26 protein-coding genes are annotated in these 20,657 nt (G+C 52.4%); 15 read left to right on the top strand and 11 right to left on the bottom strand.

Annotation, left to right across the window (positions count from 1 at the left end; translation table 11 throughout):
* The first annotated feature begins 238 nt into the window (after positions 1 to 238).
* From hemC to J9253_RS14665, 4 genes are read left to right on the top strand one after another with little or no spacing between them, the layout of a single operon-like run.
* Entirely contained in the window at positions 239 to 1,168 is a 930-nt protein-coding gene (gene hemC / locus J9253_RS14680) for a hydroxymethylbilane synthase (protein WP_210221663.1), read from the top strand.
* A complete protein-coding gene (locus J9253_RS14675) occupies positions 1,161 to 1,937 on the top strand; it encodes a uroporphyrinogen-III synthase (RefSeq protein ID WP_210221662.1) in 777 nt (258 codons plus the stop codon). The genes hemC and J9253_RS14675 overlap by 8 nt, the downstream gene beginning before the upstream one ends.
* Complete coding sequence (locus J9253_RS14670) at positions 1,937 to 3,184, top strand: uroporphyrinogen-III C-methyltransferase (RefSeq protein ID WP_210221661.1); 1,248 nt, start codon at positions 1,937 to 1,939, stop codon at positions 3,182 to 3,184. Before J9253_RS14675 ends, J9253_RS14670 begins: the two co-directional genes overlap by 1 nt.
* Complete coding sequence (locus J9253_RS14665; RefSeq protein WP_210221660.1) at positions 3,181 to 4,458, top strand: heme biosynthesis protein HemY; 1,278 nt, start codon at positions 3,181 to 3,183, stop codon at positions 4,456 to 4,458. Before J9253_RS14670 ends, J9253_RS14665 begins: the two co-directional genes overlap by 4 nt.
* Here J9253_RS14665 and J9253_RS14660 read toward each other — a convergent pair.
* Positions 4,443 to 5,675 carry a malic enzyme-like NAD(P)-binding protein gene (locus J9253_RS14660; protein WP_210221659.1) on the bottom strand — a complete coding sequence of 411 codons (1,233 nt, stop codon included), beginning with the start codon at positions 5,673 to 5,675 and terminating at the stop codon, positions 4,443 to 4,445. The two genes, J9253_RS14665 and J9253_RS14660, sit on opposite strands and share 16 nt — an antisense overlap.
* A gap of 183 nt (positions 5,676 to 5,858) precedes the next feature.
* Between J9253_RS14660 and J9253_RS14655 the strand changes: the two genes are divergently transcribed.
* A complete protein-coding gene (locus J9253_RS14655; protein WP_210221658.1) occupies positions 5,859 to 6,959 on the top strand; it encodes an RNA-guided endonuclease InsQ/TnpB family protein in 1,101 nt (366 codons plus the stop codon).
* A 13-nt stretch (positions 6,960 to 6,972) separates the two neighbouring features.
* On the opposite strand, the gene J9253_RS14650 is transcribed toward J9253_RS14655, so the two are convergent.
* From J9253_RS14650 to J9253_RS14610, 9 genes are all read right to left on the bottom strand, one after another.
* Positions 6,973 to 7,956, bottom strand: a complete 984-nt coding sequence (locus J9253_RS14650; RefSeq protein ID WP_210221657.1) for a M48 family metalloprotease — start codon at positions 7,954 to 7,956, stop codon at positions 6,973 to 6,975.
* 83 nt (positions 7,957 to 8,039) lie between these two features.
* A complete protein-coding gene (locus J9253_RS14645; RefSeq protein ID WP_028488493.1) occupies positions 8,040 to 8,291 on the bottom strand; it encodes a type B 50S ribosomal protein L31 in 252 nt (83 codons plus the stop codon).
* Positions 8,292 to 8,342: 51 nt separating this feature from the next.
* Positions 8,343 to 9,035 carry an SIMPL domain-containing protein gene (locus tag J9253_RS14640; protein ID WP_210221656.1) on the bottom strand — a complete coding sequence of 231 codons (693 nt, stop codon included), beginning with the start codon at positions 9,033 to 9,035 and terminating at the stop codon, positions 8,343 to 8,345.
* Positions 9,036 to 9,061: 26 nt separating this feature from the next.
* Positions 9,062 to 9,577, bottom strand: coding sequence for a 3-hydroxyacyl-[acyl-carrier-protein] dehydratase FabA (gene fabA / locus J9253_RS14635; RefSeq protein WP_028488495.1), 516 nt, complete (start codon positions 9,575 to 9,577; stop codon positions 9,062 to 9,064).
* A 50-nt stretch (positions 9,578 to 9,627) separates the two neighbouring features.
* Positions 9,628 to 10,482, bottom strand: coding sequence for a 4-hydroxybenzoate octaprenyltransferase (gene ubiA, locus J9253_RS14630; RefSeq protein ID WP_210221655.1), 855 nt, complete (start codon positions 10,480 to 10,482; stop codon positions 9,628 to 9,630).
* Positions 10,483 to 10,493: 11 nt separating this feature from the next.
* On the bottom strand, positions 10,494 to 10,811 hold the full coding sequence (locus tag J9253_RS14625; RefSeq protein ID WP_210221654.1) for a (2Fe-2S) ferredoxin domain-containing protein: 318 nt from the start codon (positions 10,809 to 10,811) through the stop codon (positions 10,494 to 10,496).
* A 119-nt stretch (positions 10,812 to 10,930) separates the two neighbouring features.
* Positions 10,931 to 11,137: a hypothetical protein gene (locus J9253_RS14620; RefSeq protein ID WP_210221653.1), complete on the bottom strand. Its 207-nt coding sequence runs from the start codon at positions 11,135 to 11,137 to the stop codon at positions 10,931 to 10,933.
* A gap of 215 nt (positions 11,138 to 11,352) precedes the next feature.
* Complete coding sequence (locus J9253_RS14615; protein ID WP_210221652.1) at positions 11,353 to 11,715, bottom strand: bactofilin family protein; 363 nt, start codon at positions 11,713 to 11,715, stop codon at positions 11,353 to 11,355.
* Between the two features lie 72 nt (positions 11,716 to 11,787).
* Entirely contained in the window at positions 11,788 to 12,195 is a 408-nt protein-coding gene (locus J9253_RS14610) for a hypothetical protein (RefSeq protein ID WP_210221651.1), read from the bottom strand.
* Positions 12,196 to 12,381: 186 nt separating this feature from the next.
* On the opposite strand from J9253_RS14610, the gene J9253_RS14605 reads away from it, so the two are divergent.
* The 10 genes from J9253_RS14605 (at position 12,382) to J9253_RS14560 (ending at position 20,132) form a co-directional block, all read left to right on the top strand.
* Positions 12,382 to 13,107 (top strand): hypothetical protein, encoded by a 726-nt coding sequence (locus tag J9253_RS14605; protein WP_210221650.1) that lies wholly within the window; start codon positions 12,382 to 12,384, stop codon positions 13,105 to 13,107.
* Positions 13,108 to 13,134: 27 nt separating this feature from the next.
* Entirely contained in the window at positions 13,135 to 14,505 is a 1,371-nt protein-coding gene (locus J9253_RS14600) for a hypothetical protein (protein ID WP_210221649.1), read from the top strand.
* 4 nt (positions 14,506 to 14,509) lie between these two features.
* Positions 14,510 to 15,052 carry a GTP-binding protein gene (locus tag J9253_RS14595; protein WP_210221648.1) on the top strand — a complete coding sequence of 181 codons (543 nt, stop codon included), beginning with the start codon at positions 14,510 to 14,512 and terminating at the stop codon, positions 15,050 to 15,052.
* On the top strand, positions 15,052 to 15,699 hold the full coding sequence (locus tag J9253_RS14590; protein WP_210221647.1) for a hypothetical protein: 648 nt from the start codon (positions 15,052 to 15,054) through the stop codon (positions 15,697 to 15,699). The genes J9253_RS14595 and J9253_RS14590 overlap by 1 nt, the downstream gene beginning before the upstream one ends.
* 38 nt (positions 15,700 to 15,737) lie before the next feature.
* Positions 15,738 to 16,100, top strand: coding sequence for a roadblock/LC7 domain-containing protein (locus J9253_RS14585; protein WP_028488505.1), 363 nt, complete (start codon positions 15,738 to 15,740; stop codon positions 16,098 to 16,100).
* A gap of 135 nt (positions 16,101 to 16,235) precedes the next feature.
* On the top strand, positions 16,236 to 16,721 hold the full coding sequence (locus J9253_RS14580) for a PAS domain-containing protein (RefSeq protein WP_210221646.1): 486 nt from the start codon (positions 16,236 to 16,238) through the stop codon (positions 16,719 to 16,721).
* A 4-nt stretch (positions 16,722 to 16,725) separates the two neighbouring features.
* Positions 16,726 to 17,472, top strand: coding sequence for a phosphate/phosphite/phosphonate ABC transporter substrate-binding protein (locus J9253_RS14575; protein ID WP_210221645.1), 747 nt, complete (start codon positions 16,726 to 16,728; stop codon positions 17,470 to 17,472).
* Between the two features lie 2 nt (positions 17,473 to 17,474).
* Positions 17,475 to 18,512: a FimV/HubP family polar landmark protein gene (locus J9253_RS14570; protein WP_210221644.1), complete on the top strand. Its 1,038-nt coding sequence runs from the start codon at positions 17,475 to 17,477 to the stop codon at positions 18,510 to 18,512.
* Positions 18,513 to 18,686: 174 nt separating this feature from the next.
* Positions 18,687 to 19,436, top strand: coding sequence for an OmpA family protein (locus J9253_RS14565; RefSeq protein ID WP_210221643.1), 750 nt, complete (start codon positions 18,687 to 18,689; stop codon positions 19,434 to 19,436).
* Positions 19,437 to 19,439: 3 nt separating this feature from the next.
* The gene (locus J9253_RS14560; protein ID WP_210221642.1) at positions 19,440 to 20,132 is read left to right on the top strand and encodes a hypothetical protein; all 693 of its coding nucleotides are present in this window, start codon (positions 19,440 to 19,442) and stop codon (positions 20,130 to 20,132) included.
* 29 nt (positions 20,133 to 20,161) lie between these two features.
* Here the strand turns inward: J9253_RS14560 and J9253_RS14555 are convergent, their stop codons facing one another.
* Positions 20,162 to 20,656 (bottom strand): hypothetical protein, encoded by a 495-nt coding sequence (locus J9253_RS14555; RefSeq protein ID WP_210221641.1) that lies wholly within the window; start codon positions 20,654 to 20,656, stop codon positions 20,162 to 20,164.
* Position 20,657: the final 1 nt, after the last annotated feature.

The raw sequence follows: 20,657 nt of genomic DNA, 5'->3' as shown, positions 1-20,657 counted from the left end.
ACATTATGGGGGCTGATCATCTCACCCGTCCTTGAACAACCACGTTAAGAGGAAGAGATAAGGATAACTTCCATGTTATTTTTACATTCCGTTGGTCGTAACCTTAATGTAGCCTGAATCTGAAAAAACACAAGACTTATGTGCAAAGTTTCTTCGTAAATATTTCTCAAGGATGGAAGTTGCCCCGCATTTGCCGTAAAGTGCCAAGGTATTACTGAAGCAGACACCCGCAGGAATCATGGCCGAGATTATCCGTATCGCAACCCGCACCAGTCCCCTCGCTATGTGGCAAGCTGAACACGTTGCCCGCCGCTTACAGGAACTTCACCCCGGCCTCCAGATTGAAATGGTAGGTATGGTTACGCGAGGTGACAAAATTCTCGATAGCCCGCTCTCCAAAATCGGTGGCAAGGGTTTATTCGTCAAGGAACTGGAAGTCGGGATGCTGGAGGGCACAGCCGATATTGCGGTGCATTCCATGAAAGATGTGCCGATGGAATTCCCCGAAGGTTTGCACCTGCCGATTATTCTGGAGCGCGAAGACCCCCGCGATGCGTTTGTTTCCAACCGTTACTCAACGCTCGATGCATTGCCGGAAGGCGCGATTGTGGGTACATCCAGCTTGCGTCGCCAGACTCAAATCCGGGCGCGTTACCCGCATTTGCAGATCAGGGATTTGCGCGGCAACGTCAACACACGTTTGTCGAAGCTGGATAACGGTGAATACGATGCCATTATCCTCGCCGCTGCGGGGTTGATCCGCCTCGAATTCCAGCCGCGCATTACCGCTTACCTGTCGACCGAACAGAGCTTGCCTGCGATTGGGCAAGGCGCGGTCGGCATTGAATGTCGTCGTAACGACCCACGCGTGGAAAATCTGCTCGCGCCCTTGCGTCATGCCGAAACCACCGTGCGGGTACGCGCCGAGCGTGCCATGAACCAGCGCCTCAACGGTGGTTGCCAAGTGCCGGTGGCCGGTTTTGCCGAGCTGGAAGATGGCGGATTACGCTTGCGTGGCCTGATCGGTTTCCCGGATGGTTCCGCCGTGTACACGTGTGAACAGCGCGGCTGTGTGGTTGACCCGGAATCTTTGGGTATCGCCGTAGCCGAAGACTTGCTGGCGCAGGGTGGCGACAAAGTGTTGGCGTCACTGGGTATTCATGCCTGAAACCCTGCGCGGTTTGACGGTTCTGGTGACACGCCCGGCGCATCAGGCCAGCGGTTTCCAGCATTTATTGACAGAGGCGGGGGCGCAGGCGCTGTTGTTCCCGGTGGTGGAAGTGTGTCAACCCGACGATTTGCGCGTTGCCAGCGCCCAATTTGCTGATTTATCCCGCTACGATACTGCGTTGTTTATCAGTGCTAACGCGGTGGCGTTTGGTTTGAAGTTGCTGGATGCGCTCCAACAACAGCACTTACAGGCCATGACGCTAGGGGCGATTGGTAAAAAGACCGCCAGCGCCTTGCAGCAGCACGGTTTTACGGTGCAATGGGTTCCGGCAACGGGGTTTACCAGCGAAGATTTTCTGGCGCTGTCGCAAACCCAAGCATTGGCGGGTAGGCGTATTCTGATCTTTCGAGGGAGTGAAGGTCGGGAATTGCTCGCGGATACCTTGCGCGAACGCGGCGCAAGCGTCGATCAGGTGGCCGTTTACCAACGGATTTGCCCAAAAGTTGATGCCAGTCACCTGAAACAACACCATGAACAGCGCCAGCTTGATATAATTGCCGTCACTAGCAGCGAGGGGATATTGAACCTGCTCGTTATGCTGGATAATCCTGACTGGATAAAAACGGTTCCCCTGCTGCTTGGCAGCCAGCGTATGCTGGAGACGGCACGGCAAGCCGGGTTCAGCGGAACCCTCGTCATGGCAGATAACCCCAGCGATGAGGCCATGTTTCAAGCACTCACGCATTGGGTACAGGAACGACAATAATGATTGATAAACCAGCGACACACCAAGCTGACAATACAACCTTCGACACTACTGTTGATGCCGTCGATAATCTCAGTGCCAAAGCGGATTCCCCGCGTAGCGCCAGTGCGCGTTTTGCCTTGTTTATTGCGATTTTATCCCTACTCTTCACCGTTATCGGCATTGCCGCAGGTTACAAACATTGGCAGCGTATGAATGACCGGGCGCGTGCCAATGCAAGTGAAATTGCGACATTACGCGAGAAATTACAGTCTGTACCGGCCAGTGATGCACTCGATACCTTGCGTAAGGATCTGGAAGCGAAAACCTCGAAAACCTTGGCGGCTAACGATCAAATGATTCAGGAAATGTCTCGCATCCAGAACCAGACCCGCCAGTTTGCTGATACGGTGGCTTCACAGGTGGAGCAGGTCACGTTTTTGCAAGCCAAGATGCAACAAAATGCCGCACCTGCCAGTGCCAGTGAATGGCAAATTGCCGAAGTCGAATTCCTGTTGCAATTGGCGAGCCGCCAACTGCATTTGGCACGGGATGTGAAAGCCGCTACTGCTGCGCTGAAAGAAGCAGATGGGGTGCTGGCGAAAGTTGGCTCGGTCAATTACTTGCCGGTACGCCAACAGATTGCACAGGATATTTCCACGCTGGAAGCTACGGCTGTTCCTGATATTGCGGGTACTTCCCAACACATCAACGCGCTGATATTGGGGCTGAAACCCTTGCCAGCCTTGAATACCACGCCGACTCAGGGTGAGCCGCTGGCCTTGACTGAGGACGCTGCCGCCGCAGATGGCAATTCCCTGTGGGCTGATTACAAGCGCAAAGTGGCGGATGCGTTTGATGATGCTATCGTGATACGCCAGCATGACAAGCCTATTCAGATGCAGATGGATGCGGATGCCCGCTTGCACCTGTTCCAACTGTTACGGGTGCGCCTGGAGACCTTACGGTTGCTGGTGCTGGAGCGTGATAATGCCGGTTTCCATGCCCAGCTTGGGCTGATTCGTGATGCAGTCAGCACGTATTACCCTGCCGATCTGGCCAAGCCCTTGCTGACTGAGTTGGAAGGTTTCGATAAGCTGGAATTGCAGCCGACTACCCCGGATATTTCCGCGAGTCTCAAACAACTGGAAAGCGCCCGCCATACCGAGGCTGTCGAGCAAAAGGCGACGGTAGCGGTTGATGCTCCCGAAAAATCCGCCGACGAACCCACCGAGAAGGCCAAAAAAGAAGGGGGTAAACACGAATGATCTTTTATCTGATCGTGTTGCTGATTGTGGTGGCGGTGGTGTTCTGGCTGGGGCAGTGGGTATTGTTGAATCCGGGCATCACCACCATTACCTGGGGGGTGTGGAGTCTGGAAATGAAGACCGCCACCCTCGCCGCCCTTATTTTACTGGCGTGTGTGGCTTTTTACGTGTTTGTAGCCTTGTTGCGTCACGGCTTCGGGATGCGCCGCAGTTTCAGCCGTTTCCGTGCCGCGCGTTTGGGCAGCAAGGCCAACCGTGCCTTGACCCAAGGCTTGATCCAATTAACCGAAGGCCATTGGGATAAGGCTGAAAAGCTACTGGTTGATCATGCCCCTTACAGTGATACCCCGCTGCTAAATTATTTGGCGGCGGCTCGTGCGGCGCACATGCGCGAAGCCTACGAACGCCGTGACGAACTCCTCAAGCAGGCGATTGAAAGCGACAGTAAAGCCAATGTTGCCGTGGGTGTGTCGCAAGCAGAAATGCAATTTGGTAGCGAGCAATTTGAGCAAGCTCATGCCACTTTGGTGCGGTTGCGTGAACTGTCACCCAAGCACCCTTATGTACTGAAGTTGCTTGCAAAAGTGTTGTATCGGCAGGAAAGTTGGGAGGCGCTACTCGGCTTATTACCGGATTTGGCAAAACAGAGTCTGCTGAAAAACGATGAGATGAGTAAGGTGCAAGGCGCAACCTTACAAGCCATGTTCCAGCACTATGCCAAAGAAGGGCATACCGACAAACTCCAAGCGATGTGGAAAAAACTTCCCACTCCGATTCGCGAAAACCACGATGCGATTTTGTTGTACGCCAAAGCCTTGCACACTGCTGGGGATGATTTGGCCTGCAATGGCCTGATCAGCAATATCCTCAATAAGCGTTGGGATGATGGCTTGGCGGATTTATTCGGGCGTACCCAGCACCACAGTTTGGGGAGCACCATTCAGCAAGCGGAAAAATGGCAACTCAGCCAAGCCGATAATAACCCAGCTTTGCTGCTGCTGTTAGCGCGTCTTTACAACCAGCAAAAGCTGTGGGGCATGGCGAAAAGCTATTACGAGTCCAGCCTTAACCAGACCCCGAATGCCGAAGGCTATCTGGAACTGGCAGAATTGCTGGAAACCATGAAAGAGCCGGAAAATGCCCAGCGTTGTTACCGTTTAGGCTTGCGTTACTGTATTCGTCATGACGGTGAAAAGCTAAGCCTGACGCCGACACAGCGCCCGCAGCTTAACCCGCAGGCGCCACCAGCGTTAACCCCTTACAACGGGTTATAAGGCAAACGGGCTACCCCGGATGCCACTGCCGCTTTGGATACGGCAGCCGGTACACGTTCACGCAAACGCGGGTCGAACGGGGTCGGGATAATGTAATGCTTGCCGAATGACAAACTGTCGAGGCTATAAGCCGTCAACACTTCAGCGGGGACAGGTTCCCGTGCCAATTCCGCCAAAGCATACACCGCCGCTTTCAGCATCTCGTTATTGATGCAGCGGGCGCGTACATCCAACGCTCCACGGAACAGGAACGGGAAACCCAGCACGTTATTGATCTGGTTGGGGTAATCACTGCGTCCGGTAGCCATCAGCAGGTCATCACGTGCCGCCAGTGCCACGGCTGGCGCAATTTCCGGGTCAGGGTTAGACAGGGCAAACACAATCGGATTAGCTGCCATGCTGTTGAGCATGTCGACGCTCATGACATTGGGACCCGATAGGCCAATGAACACATCCGCACCCCGGCAAGCATCTGCCAAGGTGTGTTTGTCCGTTTCCACCGCATAATCGCGTTTGAATGCATTCAAGTCAGTACGCCCGGTGTGCAATACGCCTTTGCTATCCACCATCAGCAGCTTTTGCTTGTTCGCACCCAGAGCCGTCAGCAGGTTCATGGAGGCTACCCCGGCAGCACCTGCACCGACGCAGACAATATTCACGTCTTCCAGTTTTTTGCCCTGAATTTCCAGTGCATTCATCAGCCCGGCAGAAATAATCGTGGCCGTGCCATGTTGGTCATCGTGGAATACTGGAATATCGAGCATTTCCTGCAAGCGCTTTTCGATCTCGAAACAGCGTGGCGCGGAAATGTCTTCCAGATTAATGCCACCGAAGGTTCCTGCGATGTTCTTGACGACGGTGATGAATTCTTCCACATCTTGCGTGGCCACTTCGATGTCAAACACGTCGATGTCAGCAAAGCGTTTGAACAGGACGCCCTTGCCTTCCATGACGGGTTTGCCCGCGAGTGCGCCGACATTACCCAAACCCAGCACCGCTGAACCATCGGAAATGACCGCGACCAGATTGCCCTTGCCGGTGTACAGGTAAGCGGCTTCCGGGTCTTTGTGGATTTCGCGTACCGGTTCGGCGACGCCCGGCGTGTAAGCCAATGACAGGTCACGCTGAGTAACAGTGGGTTTAGTAATAGCCGTAGCAATTTTGCCGGGACGTGGTTCTGCGTGATATTTCAACGCATCTTCTTTCAAGTTTGACATGGCTCCTCCGCCTTGCTGAGATCCGGTGTAATAAAGTGCGTGCTAACTGGGTGCGTACTGATCTTATCAGTAATCGCGTAAAACCTCGTCCTTCAGGGCGAGGATATAAGCGTCTTCGGCTTTCTCTGATGAAGTATCGTCCACTCAGTGGTTTTTTGCCATCATGCCGCTACACTCTACCCCATGAATCCAGCCACAACCACCTTGAAAACGCTCAAAGTTCGCATCCGCGACAAACACGCGCCCGTGTTGCGTCAGTGGGCGTTTGAGTGCAATCAGGTGTGGAATTTCGCCAATGCTTACACAGCAGAATACAGCAATATCGCCATTCCCGGCGTGGGTTGGCTACGCAGTAACATCACCGCCTTCGACCTAGCCAAACAACAGGCAGCGTACAAAAAAGAGCGCGGCTTCAACCTGCATTCGCAAACCGTGCAAGAAGTCACTGAGGCCCACGCGAAAGCCCGCAAACATTTCAAAAAAGACAAATTGCGCTGGCGGATTTCCGGTGGCTCCCAACGTTCGCTGGGCTGGATTCCCTTCAAGTCGGGTGCGGCGGTTTGGAAGGACGGACAAGTCCGTTACAACAAACATTTTTTCAAAGTGTGGGACAGTTACGGTTTGTCACAATACGCCTTCCGTTCCGGCTCGTTTTCCGAAGATGCACGGGGACGTTGGTATTTCAATGTGGTGGTGCAGGTTGAAGTTGTTACAAATGAAAGCCAAACCGCGATTGGCATTGACCTTGGCTTAAAAACCACGGCCACTTGTAGCGATGGCAGGGTGCTGGAACGCCAGCAGCGTTACCGAAATCTTGAAGTGAAGCTCGGTAAAGCTCAACGCGCCAAACAAAAACGGCGAGTGAAAGCCATTCATGCCAAAATCAAACACCAACGCAAGGACGACACCCACAAATTCACCACAGCACTGGTGCAACAGCACGGTGCTATATTCGTCGGCAACGTCAGCAGTGCTGGCCTAGCGAAAACCACGATGGCGAAAAGCGTCTTGGATGCAGGCTGGTTCATGCTTAAAACCCAACTGAAATACAAAGCGATCGCGCGGTCAGTGGTGTTTGAAGAAGTCAACGAAGCGTACAGTACCCAGACTTGTTCGTGTTGCGGAAGTCTTTCCGTCAACAGTCCGAAAGGTAGAGCAGGGCTTGGAATAAGGGAGTGGATGTGTGCCAACTGTGGCACGCTGCACGACAGAGATGTCAATGCAGCCCGCAACATTCTCGCGGCTGGGCATAGCCGTCTCGCAGGAGGAATCCTCGTCCTTTAGGGAGGGGAGGATGTCAATGTATGGTCTTGAGTAATTGGCCGGGGCTAGGTTCGCCGTTCGGGTATAGGCCGTTCAGTACCCGCAAATGTGCGGCGGCGTTGTTGCTCAGGCGGCTGGATTGCGCCAATGTGGTAAAATTATCGCCGGGGCTTGCTGTGATCAGCCGTACCTGTACGGTTTGCCCGTTACCCAGTGGCAGGCGCAAGCCTTCCAGTTGGCGCAAGTAGGTTTCACGACCGGGGTCGCGCCCACCGCCGCCGTATTGGCGTGCTTGACTGATCAGTTGTTGCAGGCGCACGTCATTGTTAGGGTGGGTGGAAAACAGGTCGCGGTAAGAGTCAGAGGTATTGCCATTGAATTGATCGTAGGCTTGCAGGGTAGCAATGACGTTCGCCATGTTGGCAGGGTCATAACCGGCACGGGCGAGGAATTGTGCCCCCAGCCCGTCGGCATCAAGTTCTTGATTACGGCTGTAACTGTTCAGACCAAGTTCGCCGATGGTGTTAAATAATTCTTTATTGCCCAGTTGTTCACCTGCCATCGTGGTGAGAATGCCACCCACCGTACTCCATGAGGCTTGGCTGACATTGTGACGTGCTGAGACGTGACCGATTTCATGCCCCAATACCCCGGCAAGTTCAGCCTCGGAATTCAAGTAGGCCATTAAACCAGTGGTGATATAGACATAGCCACCGGGTAAGGCAAAAGCATTGACTGCTACGTCATCCAGTACGGTAAAGGTAAAACGTATATTCTGGCGGGGGCTTTGTGCCGCCATGAGTTGCCCAACCCGGCTGACGTAGGCTTGGAGTGCTGCGTTCTGGTAGGGGGGGCTTTTCGCAAGCATTTCCTGATGAGCTTGTTGACCGGTCTGAATTTCTTCTGCCTCTGACATGAGGGCAAGTTCGTTTTTGCCGGATACTGGGTTGGCGGAACATCCACCCAGCACAACTGCGCTGCTGAGGAGGATGCTAGTAAATAGAGTGGTTAGCCGCATTATTGATTCTCCATCACAAACAAAAAAGGCGCTCTTGCGAGCGCCTTTTAATAATGCATGATTCTCGAACAGTCTGCTAGGGCTTACTTGCCGCCACGAGCATAACGGTTCTTGAACTTTTCCACGCGACCAGCAGTTGTATTAACAGCTTGCTTGCCGGTGTAGAACGGGTGAGATTGGCTAGAAATTTCCACTTTGACCAGTGGGTATTCTTTGCCGTCTTCCCAAGCAATGTTTTCACGGGTGTTGACCGTGGAGCGGGTCAGAAACGCGAAGCCGCTAGTCAGGTCTTGAAAGACGACTTCTCTGTAGTTTGGATGAATGCCGGGCTTCATGTTGAAATCCTCAAGTTATTCGGTATGTGCGAAAAGCGCAACATACTAACGCTATTGCAGTGAAAGTTCAATCTCGGCTTGCACATTGACTTGCAAGTTCTGTTTGCCACCTTCTAACGAGGGGGCAGCGGGGGCGGCATCTGCTGACATCGCTGCCATGCGGTACATCGGCATAGGAGGGGATTCGCCGCCAACGGCTTGCACATCCAGCCGTACTACGCGGTATTCTGCCCGCCCCATCCCGGCCTTGAGTTGTTCGGCACGGTCTTTGAAATTTTTCAGCGCTTGGTCGATCAGGGCTTTTTCGGTTTCAGCTTTAACTTCGGGGGAAACGCTGTAGTTGATGCCTTCAATACGCAGTTTTTCCTGCAATTTGCCGAGCAAGCCGCTAAGGGCTTTGCTGTCCTTGCTTTTTAGCTGGATGCTTTGGCGGACTTGCCAGCCGGTGACGCGCCCGTCGGTGTACACCGGGTTGGTGGTGTAATTGAGGGTGCGGCTTTCCACGGCGGTTTCCGGTTTGGTCAGTTCCAGTGCCCAAGTGATGGATTGATTGACGGCATCTGCCATCGCGACGGTATCTTGCCCTTGCTGCTCGGCGTATAACACCGCCGCCAGCATATCGTTGGTTACTTCTTTTTCTGCCGTAACGGCAAAAGCAATCCGGTCGTAAACGGGCTTGTCTTCAGCATGGGCGGTGCTTAAGGCAGCTAGCCCCAGTAGTACCGCAGCGAGTGGCTTTTTCATCAGGAATACTCCGTAGAAGCGTTCTGTTAGAAGTTGTCCGTTGAGGTGAACAGGCCGACGCGCAGGTCTTTGGCGGTGTAAATTTCACGACCGTCTACTTCCATGCTGGCATCGCCAATGCCCATCACCAGTTTGCGGGTAATGACCCGTGTCAAATCAACCTTGTAAGTCACTTTTTTGGCTTTTGGCAGTACTTGACCAAAGAATTTCACTTCGCCCACACCCAAGGCGCGTCCGTGACCGGGGTTGCCCAGCCAAGCGAGGTAGAAACCGATGATTTGCCACATCGCATCCAACCCCAGACAGCCAGGCATCACCGGGTCGCCGGGGAAATGGCAGTCAAAGAACCACAGGTCAGGGGTCACATCCAGTTCCGCGAGAATGTGGCCTTTGCCGTGTTTACCGCCGTCAGCGCTGATTTCGACAACACGATCCATCATCAGCATATTCGGGGTGGGCAATTGGGCATTGCCGGGGCCGAACATTTCGCCACGGCCACATTGCAGGAGTTCTTCACGGGTAAAACTGGATTGTCTGGACATAATGCAAGCTCAAAAGTGTCTTTAAAGCAAAGATTGTAACGGAATCTGTCTCAGAAAGCATAATCAACTGCAAGCCCGATAAACACGGCCATCCCCAGCCAGTGGTTATTCAGGAAGGCTTGCAAGCTCGGTAAAGGTTCACGGTGACGGATCAGCCATTGTTGGTAAACTGATAGTCCTGCCGCCACCAGCAAGCCGAACCAATACCCGCCACCCAAGCTGCTGAGGATACCTACCCACGCGAGTAGTAACAGGGTTAACACTTGCAGTACGCCAATCAGGAGGCGGTCATGTTGCCCGAACAGGATGGCGGTGGATTTCACTCCGATTTTCAGGTCATCTTCGCGGTCACACATGGCGTACATGGTGTCATAGGCGGTCGTCCACAACACCGCTGCCAGAAATAACAACCATGCCACCAAGGGCGGCATTTCCCCGGTGACAGCCGTGAAGGCCATCGGGATGGCCCATGCAAATGCTGCCCCGAGATGTACCTGCGGCAAATGGTGAAAGCGTTTCATGAAGGGGTAAGTGGCAGCTAGCAGTACAGCCACCAGTGACAGGGCAATGGTCAGGCCATTCAGCAGCAGCGCCAGCAAAAATGAGAGGATTCCCAGTACAGCAAATACGCCCAGGGCTTCTTTGGGGGTAATCAGCCCGGCGGCGAGCGGGCGGGTTTTGGTACGGGCAACGTGCGGGTCAACTTCGCGGTCTGCGTAGTCGTTGATGGCGCAACCGGCAGAGCGCATCAGTACCACACCTGCCATGAAAACCAGCAAGATAGTCAGATCCGGCACACCTTCGGCAGCGATCCACAAAGCCCAGAGGGTAGGCCACAACAGCAGGTAGATGCCGATAGGCCGGTCAAGCCGTACCAAACGGGCGTAATGGTGCAATTTTTCCATGACAGCCACCCTTATTGGGGGTCAAGCATGAGGCGTTCGACGGGTTTACCGTGTTGCAAGTGACTTTCGATGATTTCGTCAATGTCTGTTTGATCGACGTAGGTATACCAGATGGCTTCGGGGTAAACGACGATGACGGGGCCTTCGGCGCAACGGTTGAGGCAACCGGCTGAGTTGATGCGGGATTGGCCGTCTTTGTGCAACCCCAGTGCCTTGGTGCGTTGCTTGGCATAATCACGCATGGCTTGGGCATCGAACGTAGCACAACAGGCTTCGCCATTTTCACGCTGATTGGTGCAGAAAAAGACGTGGTGTTGGTAATAACTCATGGGGTGTGGCCTGCCTGAAGGATAATGGTTTGATTATGCCAGAGGGAGGGATACCCACAAAATAAAACAGGGTGGAAAAATCCACCCTGTTTCGTACTCATCAGCCTAACGGCTAGTGATCACTTTGGTGCAGCTTGGTCAGCAGCAGGAGCGGCTTGGTCAGCGGCTGGTGCAGTTTGTTCAGCAGCAGGAGCAGCTTGCTCAGCGGCTGGTGCAGCTTGTTCAGCAGCAGCTTCAGCTTTAGGCGCTTCAGCAGCTTTTTCGCCACAAGCGGTCAGAGCGAAAGCAGCCAGCAGCGCAGCGATCAGCAGACGATATTGAGTCATTGTTTTATCTCCACAAAAGTTGACTTTAGAAAAAATAATTAAGTATCAGCAGCGTTGTGAACGAATGCGACACTCGGCAATTTTCCTTATTCCTTGAAAACTGCCTTATCTATATGAGCAATCCTTGCTTCCCTATGATGGGGATTCCTACTCTGCTAATCGTAGCACTGTTTTTGGGTTCGTGTATAAGTTTTTAATGAAATGTTAATACAGGTTTATTGGGCATTAGATATACTGTTCATGCTAACCAGCACGCCATTAATCTCCGCTCCCTCGTCCATCTGTATTTCCAGGTAGTGAATATTGCCGTTTATCTGAGCAGTTGATTTAAGTGAAATGCGTCGCGAGGCAAATACATCACCGGATATTTTGCCCGAAACAATCACCAATGGTGCCCGGATTTCGCCGGTAACTTCGCTATCTCCCTGAATATACAAGGCGGCACGGGAATCCATCGGCGCTGCAATATTGCCATTAACTTTGCCATGGACATATAAATTATTTTGGAAGGAGATGTTGCCAACAATTTCCAAGTCTTTTTCAAGCAACGAGGCTGAAGAGGCGTTTCTGGTGGTCATGGGTTCGTCTTAATGAATGGGTTTGGAAAAATCAGAATAATCGGGCGATAGTAACAGGTGTTATGGGAAACATCATGCATTATTACTGCTGTTACCATCATCACGGATTTGCTCCAGTTCATGTTCTAGGACGGCAATGGTGTCGTCACGCATTTGCAGGTCGTCCATCAAAGCTTGCACGCGGATTTCATACATTTCCAGACGTTCCAGCACATCGCTTTCCTGTTGGGAACTGTTTTCCAGTCGCGCTTGGAGTTTTTCTGTACGTTCTTCCGCTTCCTTAAGGTCGCGCCGCAGGGTGGCGTTGTCACGGTGGCATTGCTCCAGCCGGAAGCGGGCATCAAAAGGGTTATCGGATGTTTCTGGCATCCGCGTGCTACGGGTTTGTGTGGTTTTATTGCATAGCCACCAACCAATTCCCAAGCCGATAAGGCTGGCAATGGTTAAAAGGAAAGCAATTTGTATGGTCAGATAAAGCATCGGCTCCCTCTCGCCTTAATCATTTGACTGCCCTATTGTAGCAGTATCGCGCAAATAGAGAACTTCGCCTTTCATCAGAAAAATATTTTTCAGGGGCATTTATGGACTATGATTAAAAAGTCTTCTAGTATCCCGTTAGAATATACTATAAATAACCTGTTGAGTATTTTGCATGACCCTGAAACTATGCTAGAAAAATTATTGCGCAGTGGGAGTGTGCAGTCCCCGCCGGAATTGCCCTTAACTTTTAGTCTTGCGTCTGAGCGCCAGCTCCGGCTTCAACACTATTCCGAGCCGTTAAGGGCGTGGCGTTTTCTTTCGCATCATGTTCGACGTTATCCGCATGACTTGCGTGCTCATACCCAACGCATCCTGTTGGCGCAGCAAGAAGTCTTGCGCAGCCGTTTGGCTGGCAGTTTACAGGACTTATTTCTTGCCTTGGGTAATGCCGGTCATCTGCTGCGTGAGCGTTTGTTTCATTTGGTGAAAGATGATTTGAGCCGTGCCGACGAGATGTTCTTTCAGGAATGGTTGCAGGTGGCTGCCGATGCTGCGGGTGTTGAAGCGTATCAGCAGTGGCGCGAAGGTTCAGTGCTGTCAACAGGGCAGGATACGGCATCAATCAAGTTACTGGCGATTGAACGTAGTCAGGAAACAGCGGAGTATTCCACGGTTATGGAAGAAGTCTTCGCCTGTTTGGAGTATGGTCAGGTGGATACCGCACAGGCATTGCTGGAAACAGAAGTCATTGCTGGCCGGGCGGATGCGGCGATGGAAGAAGAGCTTGTCAACATTTATCAGTACACGCGCAGCAAGGATGGGCTGGCAAACATGATTAGGCATCTACAAGAAAATGGAAGCGAGGTTTCGGCTCTGTGGCTGGAAAAGCAGCAGGAATCAGAACAATGGTAAAAAAATAACGAGACGCAGGCTGGATTTATGTTGAAACACCCCAAATCAGGCCCTTTGAAAGTGGCGCTGCTGGCGATTAGCCCGCATAACCGGGCGATTCTTGAGTTTTTCTTCTCAGGCGCTGGTCGTAATTTATTCAAAGTCGTCACAGAGGCCGAGGCTGATGCCTTTATTCTTGACCATGACCACCCGGATGCCAAGGAAGATTGGCAAAAACAGCTTGTCTTGCACAAGCCTGGCATTATTCTGTCGGTGCATCAGGTGGAGTTACCCCAGTGCATCTGGATACCCAAACCATTAACCTCAAGGGCGTTAACGGATGCGGTAGATCGGGTTCAGGATCTGGTGGCGAGCGAGAAATCCCCGCCAGTTGCTGCGCGGGCGGTAGTAGCTGATATTGCTGAAAAGCCCCTCGATCCCCCCCCGGAAAAACCCGTCGGACAGCATTTTCGTGACCTTCCCCAACCTTTCGGGATACCTGCACGCCCTGATCGTGTGGACAGAAAACTACGGTCGCTAGTGATTAACCTGCCCGATGATGAGGATGCCGAAGAGGCCACCTTCCCCAGCGTGCCAGCCGATGTGAGTGCCCCGACAGGGATTTCTGACCCGGCAGAAACCGATATTCCGCTGGAAGAAATCGATCGTCCGGTTGAGCCTGGGTTATCAGATGAAGAGGCTGAGCAGCGTTGGAAAGCCCTGTGCGGTGAGCAGGATGATGTACACGCGGCGGCTGAGGTTGCCCTGTTTACCCCAGAAAATTATTTATTAGCGACTGTATTGGACGCTTGGCGGCAGGCGCGAGAAGCGCAACAGACCGTTCATCTCAAGTTTTCCTCGCAGGATTACGTCTTGCTGATGCCGAAACAGGGGTTGGCTTTCTGTACACTGGACACTCGGTCTGAAGAATTCCGCACCCTGTGCAATAATCCAGTACAAACCGGGCAATTTGCGGTACATATACCTGACGCTAAAGAGCTTGAACAAATGGAGTCACCCGTTAAAGGTGATGCGGATGCTCTGCTGCTGGATATTGAGGCGTTTGTATGGGTGAGCAGTCTGCTGACTGCGCGGGGACGTTTGGGACGTGGTGTCGATATTGAGCAAAATATTTCCCTGAAATATTGGCCCAATCTGACCCGTCTGGAGCAGTTCCCTCACGTTATGCGTATTGCTGCCCTGTGGCATCAGCGTCCAGCCAATGCGCTGGAGATCGCCAAGGCGCTGAATATCCCGCAGCGGTATGTATTCGCATTCCATACTGCCGCCAGCGCACTTAACCTGTTTGAAATGGATCAGAACAAACTCAAGAGCCGTGAAAAAGAGAAACCAAAGCAAGAAAACCGTGGTTTCTTCTCGCGCTTCTTGAAGCGTTTGTTGGGAGGGGGGACGAAATAGCCTTATGAGTATGATCAACCGTAAAATCATCTTTACCGGTCCCGTGGGTGCAGGCAAGACCACTGCTATTGCTTCCATCAGTGATATCAAGCCGATTGCTACCGATGAGTACGCGTCGGACATGACCAAGAGCCGCAAGCCGCAAACCACTGTTGCTATGGATTACGGCCTGATCCGTCTGAGTGACAACGAGCGGGTGCATTTGTATGGCACACCCGGTCAGGAGCGCTTCGATTTCATGTGGGACATTCTTACCAAAGGCGGGATTGGCCTGATCCTGCTGCTGGATAATACCCGCCATGATCCCTTTCAGGATATCCGCTTTTACACCAATGCATTCCGCGATTTTATCGAGAAACAGCAAATGGTGGTGGGCGTGACCCGGATGGATTTGCAGCGCAAACCAGGGTTGCCCGAATACCGGCATTATCTGGAATCCTTGTCGTTGCAAGCCCCTGTTTTCGAGGTGGATGCGCGTAGCCATAAAGATATCACCATGCTGCTTCAGGCGTTGCTGTTCTCGCTGGATCCGGGAGTGATCAACTGATGAGCGAATACATACTCACTGAAAACCTGCATTTAAGCATTACCCCGGCGGGTACTTATTACGCTGTACAGGATAATGCCGAAGAACCAGGGCGACTGTTTTTACACCGTTTGCTGCAAGAAGCTGTTACGCCCTTGTTTACGGTGGATGTGGCTTGTGAGTTGAGCGGTTACAAGAAAAAACGGGCACTAGAGTTTGTTCACTGGATGCAGGAGGCCGGGTTGATTTTGGGGCAGGAAAACAGTGAAACAGCCCCGGAAAAAACCTTGGAGCGCTTGCTGCCCAAACTGCTGCGTACCTTGTCGGATGAGGGCAAAGCGATTTTGGCAGAAAGTCGGGGTTTGTATCTGGGCAGCGCTGGGTTTACCCATGAGGCGGCTGAAGAACTGGCAGCATTGAGTGCCAACCTGACAGCCGTGTATGCCCGCCATAAGGAATTACTGCACGGCAATTTGGGCTACCGCCAGCGTGCCTGGGGTCTGGTGGATGCTAGTGGCAATAGTGAGGTGGGGTTTTGGCCGTTATATATCGGGCAGAACCGTTTTACCCTGATTATCGGCGGTATCCCGCAGTTCAATCAGCCTGATTTTAAACGTTTGGTGTGGGCGCTGGAAATGCGTTACGGCAATATTGAAATACCCGTTTAACTGTGAATGAAGATTTATAACCAAGGAGATAAAACGCCATGCGCTCTGAAATGCTGAACTCCATCCTGAGTGACCTGAATGGTTCGTCTGCTGACATTGAGGCTTCTGCCGTCCTGTCCACGGATGGCCTGATGATGGCTTCCATGCTTCCCGGCGGGATGGATGAAGACCGTGTGGGTGCGATGAGTGCCGCCATGTTGTCATTGGGGGATCGCACTGCTGAAGAACTGGCTCGTGGTGCACTCGAACAAGTGCTGATCAAGGGAGCCAGAGGCTATATTTTGATGACGCACGCCGGTAATGAGGCTGTGGTGACGGTGCTCGCAAAGCCGAATGCCCGTCTTGGCCTGATTTTCCTGGATGTGAAACGCGCCGCAGAAAATATTGGAAAAATCATTTAAGTATAAGTAGCGCTAAATAAACCGTTTATTTATTTAAATAATAATAAAAAAGTTGCTCAGTCAATGCAGTTTTTAATGTGTGCGGTGTAAGTGTGCCGCGCACCAGATTGCGTGGGGTCAACACGGAGAGATGCGATGGAAGACATGACTACGCGGGATGTACAGGAACCCTACCGAGAGCACCTGATGCATTACTATGATGGTACTTCGCGGCGCGTACTGGTGAAAGACGAGGAAATTCCTTTCCCAGAAGGGAAGTTGATTGTTTCCCGGACTGACCTGCAAGGGGTTATTACCCATTGTAATCAGGCATTTGTTGAGATGTCGGGTTATACCGAAGCGGAGTTGATTGGTCAGCCACACTATATTTTGCGGCACCCAGATATGCCAAGATCCCTTTTCAAGGAGGCTTGGAATACTGTGACGCAAGGCCAAAAGTGGCATGGTTATGTTAAAAACTTGTGCAAAGATGGACGTTACTATTGGGTCTACGCCACTATTATCCTGAATGTGCGCAACGGCGAAGCGGTGAGCTGTACTTCGGTGCGGCGTAAACCTTCCCGTACCCAAGTGGAGGCATGTATGACGCTTTATTCTCAGTTAAAGCAGGCAGAGGTGTAAGGTTATGCGTTATGTGATGACGGTCAGCCCTGATTTCCCCCCTGCCCAGATTGCAGGCTGGTATATCTTTAATACCTGGCTGCAACGCCAATTGGGGGTGCAGATTCATGTGGAGTTGTACCAGAACTTTGCCAACCAGCGGACAGCCATCCAGAACGATAGCATTGATTTGATTTACGCCAACCCTTTCGATGCCGCCATGTTGGTGCGCGAAAAAGGTTTTACGGCAATTGCTACCCCGTTGCACAAATCGGATGAAGCCATTATTGCGGTTGCGGTAGATTCAGCAGTGCGGCATATCGAAGACCTGAAACCAGGGATTCGGATTGCTACCACAGATGACCCGGATGTGAACCTGATCTCCATGATCATGCTGGAACCGGCGGATTTGTCAGCCGATAATGTCGAGACACAGGCGGTTGACACTTATGTGCTGGTTGCCAAGCAATTATTGCAGGGGCAAGCGGATGTGGGATTTTTCCTGCGGGATGCCTTTGAGGCACTTTCCGGGGTGATCCAGCGTCAGGTGCGCGAATTGATCCGCAGTGAAATACACGTGATCCGCCATGTGTTGTTGGTAAGTCCGCGAATGCAGGCACTACGCCCAGAGTTGCAGCAACTTCTGCCAGCAATGGGGAATGATGCCAAAGGTAAAAGTGTGTTGGAAAGCCTCGGCTTGCTGGGCTGGGAAATACAGGAACAGGAAGACACCGAATTTATGATTGACCTGATGGATACACTGGTTAGCTAGCCATGAAAAAATTGACCCTATTCAGCCTGCCATTGCACGCCAGATTGCCGCGTGTGCTGGTGACTGCTGCATTCATCGGGGTGTGCTTGTCTGGCACTGCCCTGGCTGAAGAGAAGGTCTGGGAAATCCAGTCCGGTAATGTCTTGAGTAAAATTGTTGCGGAGCACTACCCCGGCTACGCTAACACTCAAGCGATCATGCAGGAAATCCTTAAGCGTAACCCGACGGCGTTCAGCAAGCCGGATGTTAACAGCCTGATTGTTGGCAAAACCCTGACGTTGCCGGATGCCAAGGATATTCCAGAGCTGGAGCCACCGCCACCAGATCCTTCTCCACCGCAAGCAGGGGCTGACCCGGCGGCGATTGCGGAACTCAAAGACACGATTGCAATGCTGCAAGAAGAAAATGCAGGCTTGCAGGAAATGGTCAAAGGGGCTGTCGAAGCACCCGCACCGGATACTAACGCCACTGATGCGTTGCAAAAGCAACTGGATGAAGCCAAGCAGTCACTTCAGGAAAGTGAGGCTGCTAAACGCACGCTGGAAGAGCAGTTAGCTAGCGCCAAGCGCGATAACGAAACCTTGCAGAATGATTTGCAACAGATTCGTGCCGCTGTGGCGGTGGCTGAAAATAATGCTGCCAGCGCAGGAAACCTGCCCTGGATACTGTTGGGTTTGCTGGCTTTATTGACGATTCCCCTGATCTGGCTGTTGCGTCGCAAACGTGAACCTGTAGCATTGGTTCCTACGGGTACTGCCACGGCAACTGCTGCGGTAGATGCACCTGCCCCGGCATCAGCCCATGTTCGCCCCGCTGTTGCCGCCGCTGTCTCGCCGGATGATGTGCCAGAAATGGTAACCACGGTAGTTGAGGAGGTGGAGGAAGGCAATGCCGATGCTGCCCTCAAGCTGGATATTGCCCGTGCTTATCTGGATTTGCGTGATGCGCCTGCCGCAGCAGACATTTTGAAGGATGTACTGGTGGAAGGCGTTGGGCAACAACGTCAGGAAGCCCGTGAAATCCTTTCCTTCATTACCTGACGCTTGGCGGGCTATTAGCCGTTAATCATTAAAAATTAGCAGGTTATCCTGCTAATCTGCTGGTTCTTCCCCTCCATCCGGCTGTTGCTGGCTGACAACCATCAAACTTCTTAATCTCAATGCTCAACCATTGAACTATATTCAATGGTCTGAGCAATGATTTTGGAGTGTTGAATGGCTTTTCCTGCTTTCGCTGTAGGCAAACAGCAATTACTGCCTTTCGCTGCGTTACTGTTATTGGTGACGGTTACCCTGTTGACCTTGTTGAGTCTGCTGGTACGACAGCCCACCATCGAAACTGATTTATTGCAGCGTACCCGTCAAGCATTGGCGGAGGCCGGGCTGCCTACGCATATGGTGCGTTTTAACGGTCGGGATGGCATCTTGTCTGGAACCGTGGTGGGTGAGGCCGAAGCAGAGCGTTTACAGGCGCTGGTTGGCAATGTTTACGGGGTACGTCAGGTAGAAAATCGCTTGGTTCCCGTGAGTAGCAGCACGGCGCAACAAGCGCTGGATGTGTCTAACGTTTTACCGCCAGTACCTACCGGCAAGTTGTACATCCCCTCCAAGAAATATCCTATTGAACAGATCGACTTGAGTCCTATCCAGTTTGAGTATGCCCGCGCCGAGCTGGATGCAGAGAGTATTGCCGTGTTGGGGCAAGTGCTGGCGGAGCTGCGCAAACACTCTGGCATGGTGATTGAGGTGTCAGCCCACACCGATAATGAGGGAACGGCACTGGGAAATCTGGCGGTGAGTCAGGCGCGTGCTGAAGGGGTGCGTAACTATTTGCTGTCCGAGAACGTGGATGCCAAACAGGTGGTGGCTAAAGGTTATGGTTCTACCCGCCCGGTTGTTGATCACAATAGTGCTGAAGATTCCAGCAAGAATCGGCGTGTCGATATTACCGTGTTGGAGGAGTAGTGTATGGAATATCTTGCCATCCAGATGTCGGTGTTGTTAGGGGGCGCTATCGTCGTGGGTGGGCTGGTTGGCTGGTGGGTTGCCCGATTTATCTATCATCAGGCTGCTACGGCGTGTCGCATCGAACTGGCGGGTTTGCGGCGGAATTATGAGGATTCGGCACGGGAAAATGTTAATGTGCGTAACACGATACGGCAATTGGAAGGCGTTTTACGCAAGATTGGCACGCCGCCTTCGGATACCGAGTACGGTCAATTCTTGCAAGTCAGGAAAACACTGGAAAAAACCCGGCTGCAATACCAGAGCTTGCTGGATAAATGTCATCAGCAGCAACAGGTGTTGGGCAATTTGACGGCTGAACTGCAAGGTAACAAACAGGAACTGGCGGCATTGCAGGCAGCTTTGAGCCAGCAGCAGGGCGTGATTACCACTAGTTCTTCCGTGCCGTTACGTGAGGATACCTTCAGCGCTGCCAACCGTGATGATTTGACGCGCATTCAGGGTATCAACCCGCGTGTCGCCAGCAAGTTACAGGCGCTGGGGATTGTCACCTACCGTCAGGTGGCTGAATTTACTTCAGATGATCTGTATTCCATTCAGCGCGTTCTTGGCGCTGAACTTTCCTCTGTACCCGAAGGGTGGGTGCAGAGTGCCCACTCGCTCTTCCAGCAACAATCCCCACCCTTGCAGGCATAAGCCTTGCTGTTGGTATTAGATCGTGCAACTCAAAACTTGGCTGGTTTTGTGCGGGTGCGGATGACGATAAACCCTGTCCTGAGTTCAGCGTGGTAAATCAGGCCAATTTCCTGACCTTCGTCGGTGCCGATGAAGCAGGTTTGGCGCTCCAGTGCGGCAGGTTGCCACCAGGGGATTGCCGGGGTTTGTGCCATGAATACCTTTTGCAGGGTTTCAGGGGTTAAATCCTGTTGCTTGAGCCGGTTCTGAAGGATGAAATTTTTCACAGGGGGGGCATCTGCTTTGAAGGTGAACCATGAGTTGTTGACTTGTGCGGAAACCTGTTTGATGGCTTGCACATCACTCAGGCTTGCGGGGGAAGTGTTGAACCAGTCGGCAAGTGCCTGCTTGGCCTGCTCAGGATCAGCCGCCCGCAGTGTGGTTTTTGAGGCCGGGAAAATGTACTCGCCAATGTAAGGCGTTACGATCAGGCTGAGACCAGAAAGGATGACCAGCACCATCATGAAGGGAAAAAAGTATTTCATA

Origin of the sequence: Thiothrix litoralis, assembly GCF_017901135.1 — a bacterium.
GTDB lineage: Bacteria > Pseudomonadota > Gammaproteobacteria > Thiotrichales > Thiotrichaceae > Thiothrix > Thiothrix litoralis.
This window is presented reverse-complemented; position numbering and strand designations above follow the sequence as displayed.

Bases quoted from the DNA above. Each gene is read 5' to 3' on its own strand.
- J9253_RS14600 (WP_210221649.1), top strand. From the start codon at position 13,135: ATGTTGAAACACCCCAAATCAGGCCCTTTGAAAGTGGCGCTGCTGGCG.
- J9253_RS14555 (WP_210221641.1), bottom strand. From the start codon at position 20,656: ATGAAATACTTTTTTCCCTTCATGATGGTGCTGGTCATCCTTTCTGGT.
- J9253_RS14620 (WP_210221653.1), bottom strand. From the start codon at position 11,137: ATGACTCAATATCGTCTGCTGATCGCTGCGCTGCTGGCTGCTTTCGCT.
- J9253_RS14640 (WP_210221656.1), bottom strand. From the start codon at position 9,035: ATGAAAAAGCCACTCGCTGCGGTACTACTGGGGCTAGCTGCCTTAAGC.
- J9253_RS14560 (WP_210221642.1), top strand. From the start codon at position 19,440: ATGGAATATCTTGCCATCCAGATGTCGGTGTTGTTAGGGGGCGCTATC.
- J9253_RS14575 (WP_210221645.1), top strand. From the start codon at position 16,726: ATGCGTTATGTGATGACGGTCAGCCCTGATTTCCCCCCTGCCCAGATT.
- J9253_RS14590 (WP_210221647.1), top strand. From the start codon at position 15,052: ATGAGCGAATACATACTCACTGAAAACCTGCATTTAAGCATTACCCCG.
- J9253_RS14585 (WP_028488505.1), top strand. From the start codon at position 15,738: ATGCGCTCTGAAATGCTGAACTCCATCCTGAGTGACCTGAATGGTTCG.
- J9253_RS14610 (WP_210221651.1), bottom strand. From the start codon at position 12,195: ATGCTTTATCTGACCATACAAATTGCTTTCCTTTTAACCATTGCCAGC.
- fabA (WP_028488495.1), bottom strand. From the start codon at position 9,577: ATGTCCAGACAATCCAGTTTTACCCGTGAAGAACTCCTGCAATGTGGC.
- J9253_RS14645 (WP_028488493.1), bottom strand. From the start codon at position 8,291: ATGAAGCCCGGCATTCATCCAAACTACAGAGAAGTCGTCTTTCAAGAC.
- J9253_RS14580 (WP_210221646.1), top strand. From the start codon at position 16,236: ATGGAAGACATGACTACGCGGGATGTACAGGAACCCTACCGAGAGCAC.
- J9253_RS14625 (WP_210221654.1), bottom strand. From the start codon at position 10,811: ATGAGTTATTACCAACACCACGTCTTTTTCTGCACCAATCAGCGTGAA.
- J9253_RS14650 (WP_210221657.1), bottom strand. From the start codon at position 7,956: ATGCGGCTAACCACTCTATTTACTAGCATCCTCCTCAGCAGCGCAGTT.
- J9253_RS14565 (WP_210221643.1), top strand. From the start codon at position 18,687: ATGGCTTTTCCTGCTTTCGCTGTAGGCAAACAGCAATTACTGCCTTTC.
- J9253_RS14670 (WP_210221661.1), top strand. From the start codon at position 1,937: ATGATTGATAAACCAGCGACACACCAAGCTGACAATACAACCTTCGAC.
- J9253_RS14655 (WP_210221658.1), top strand. From the start codon at position 5,859: ATGAATCCAGCCACAACCACCTTGAAAACGCTCAAAGTTCGCATCCGC.
- J9253_RS14605 (WP_210221650.1), top strand. From the start codon at position 12,382: ATGCTAGAAAAATTATTGCGCAGTGGGAGTGTGCAGTCCCCGCCGGAA.
- J9253_RS14570 (WP_210221644.1), top strand. From the start codon at position 17,475: ATGAAAAAATTGACCCTATTCAGCCTGCCATTGCACGCCAGATTGCCG.
- J9253_RS14675 (WP_210221662.1), top strand. From the start codon at position 1,161: ATGCCTGAAACCCTGCGCGGTTTGACGGTTCTGGTGACACGCCCGGCG.
- J9253_RS14665 (WP_210221660.1), top strand. From the start codon at position 3,181: ATGATCTTTTATCTGATCGTGTTGCTGATTGTGGTGGCGGTGGTGTTC.
- hemC (WP_210221663.1), top strand. From the start codon at position 239: ATGGCCGAGATTATCCGTATCGCAACCCGCACCAGTCCCCTCGCTATG.
- J9253_RS14615 (WP_210221652.1), bottom strand. From the start codon at position 11,715: ATGACCACCAGAAACGCCTCTTCAGCCTCGTTGCTTGAAAAAGACTTG.
- J9253_RS14595 (WP_210221648.1), top strand. From the start codon at position 14,510: ATGAGTATGATCAACCGTAAAATCATCTTTACCGGTCCCGTGGGTGCA.
- J9253_RS14660 (WP_210221659.1), bottom strand. From the start codon at position 5,675: ATGTCAAACTTGAAAGAAGATGCGTTGAAATATCACGCAGAACCACGT.
- ubiA (WP_210221655.1), bottom strand. From the start codon at position 10,482: ATGGAAAAATTGCACCATTACGCCCGTTTGGTACGGCTTGACCGGCCT.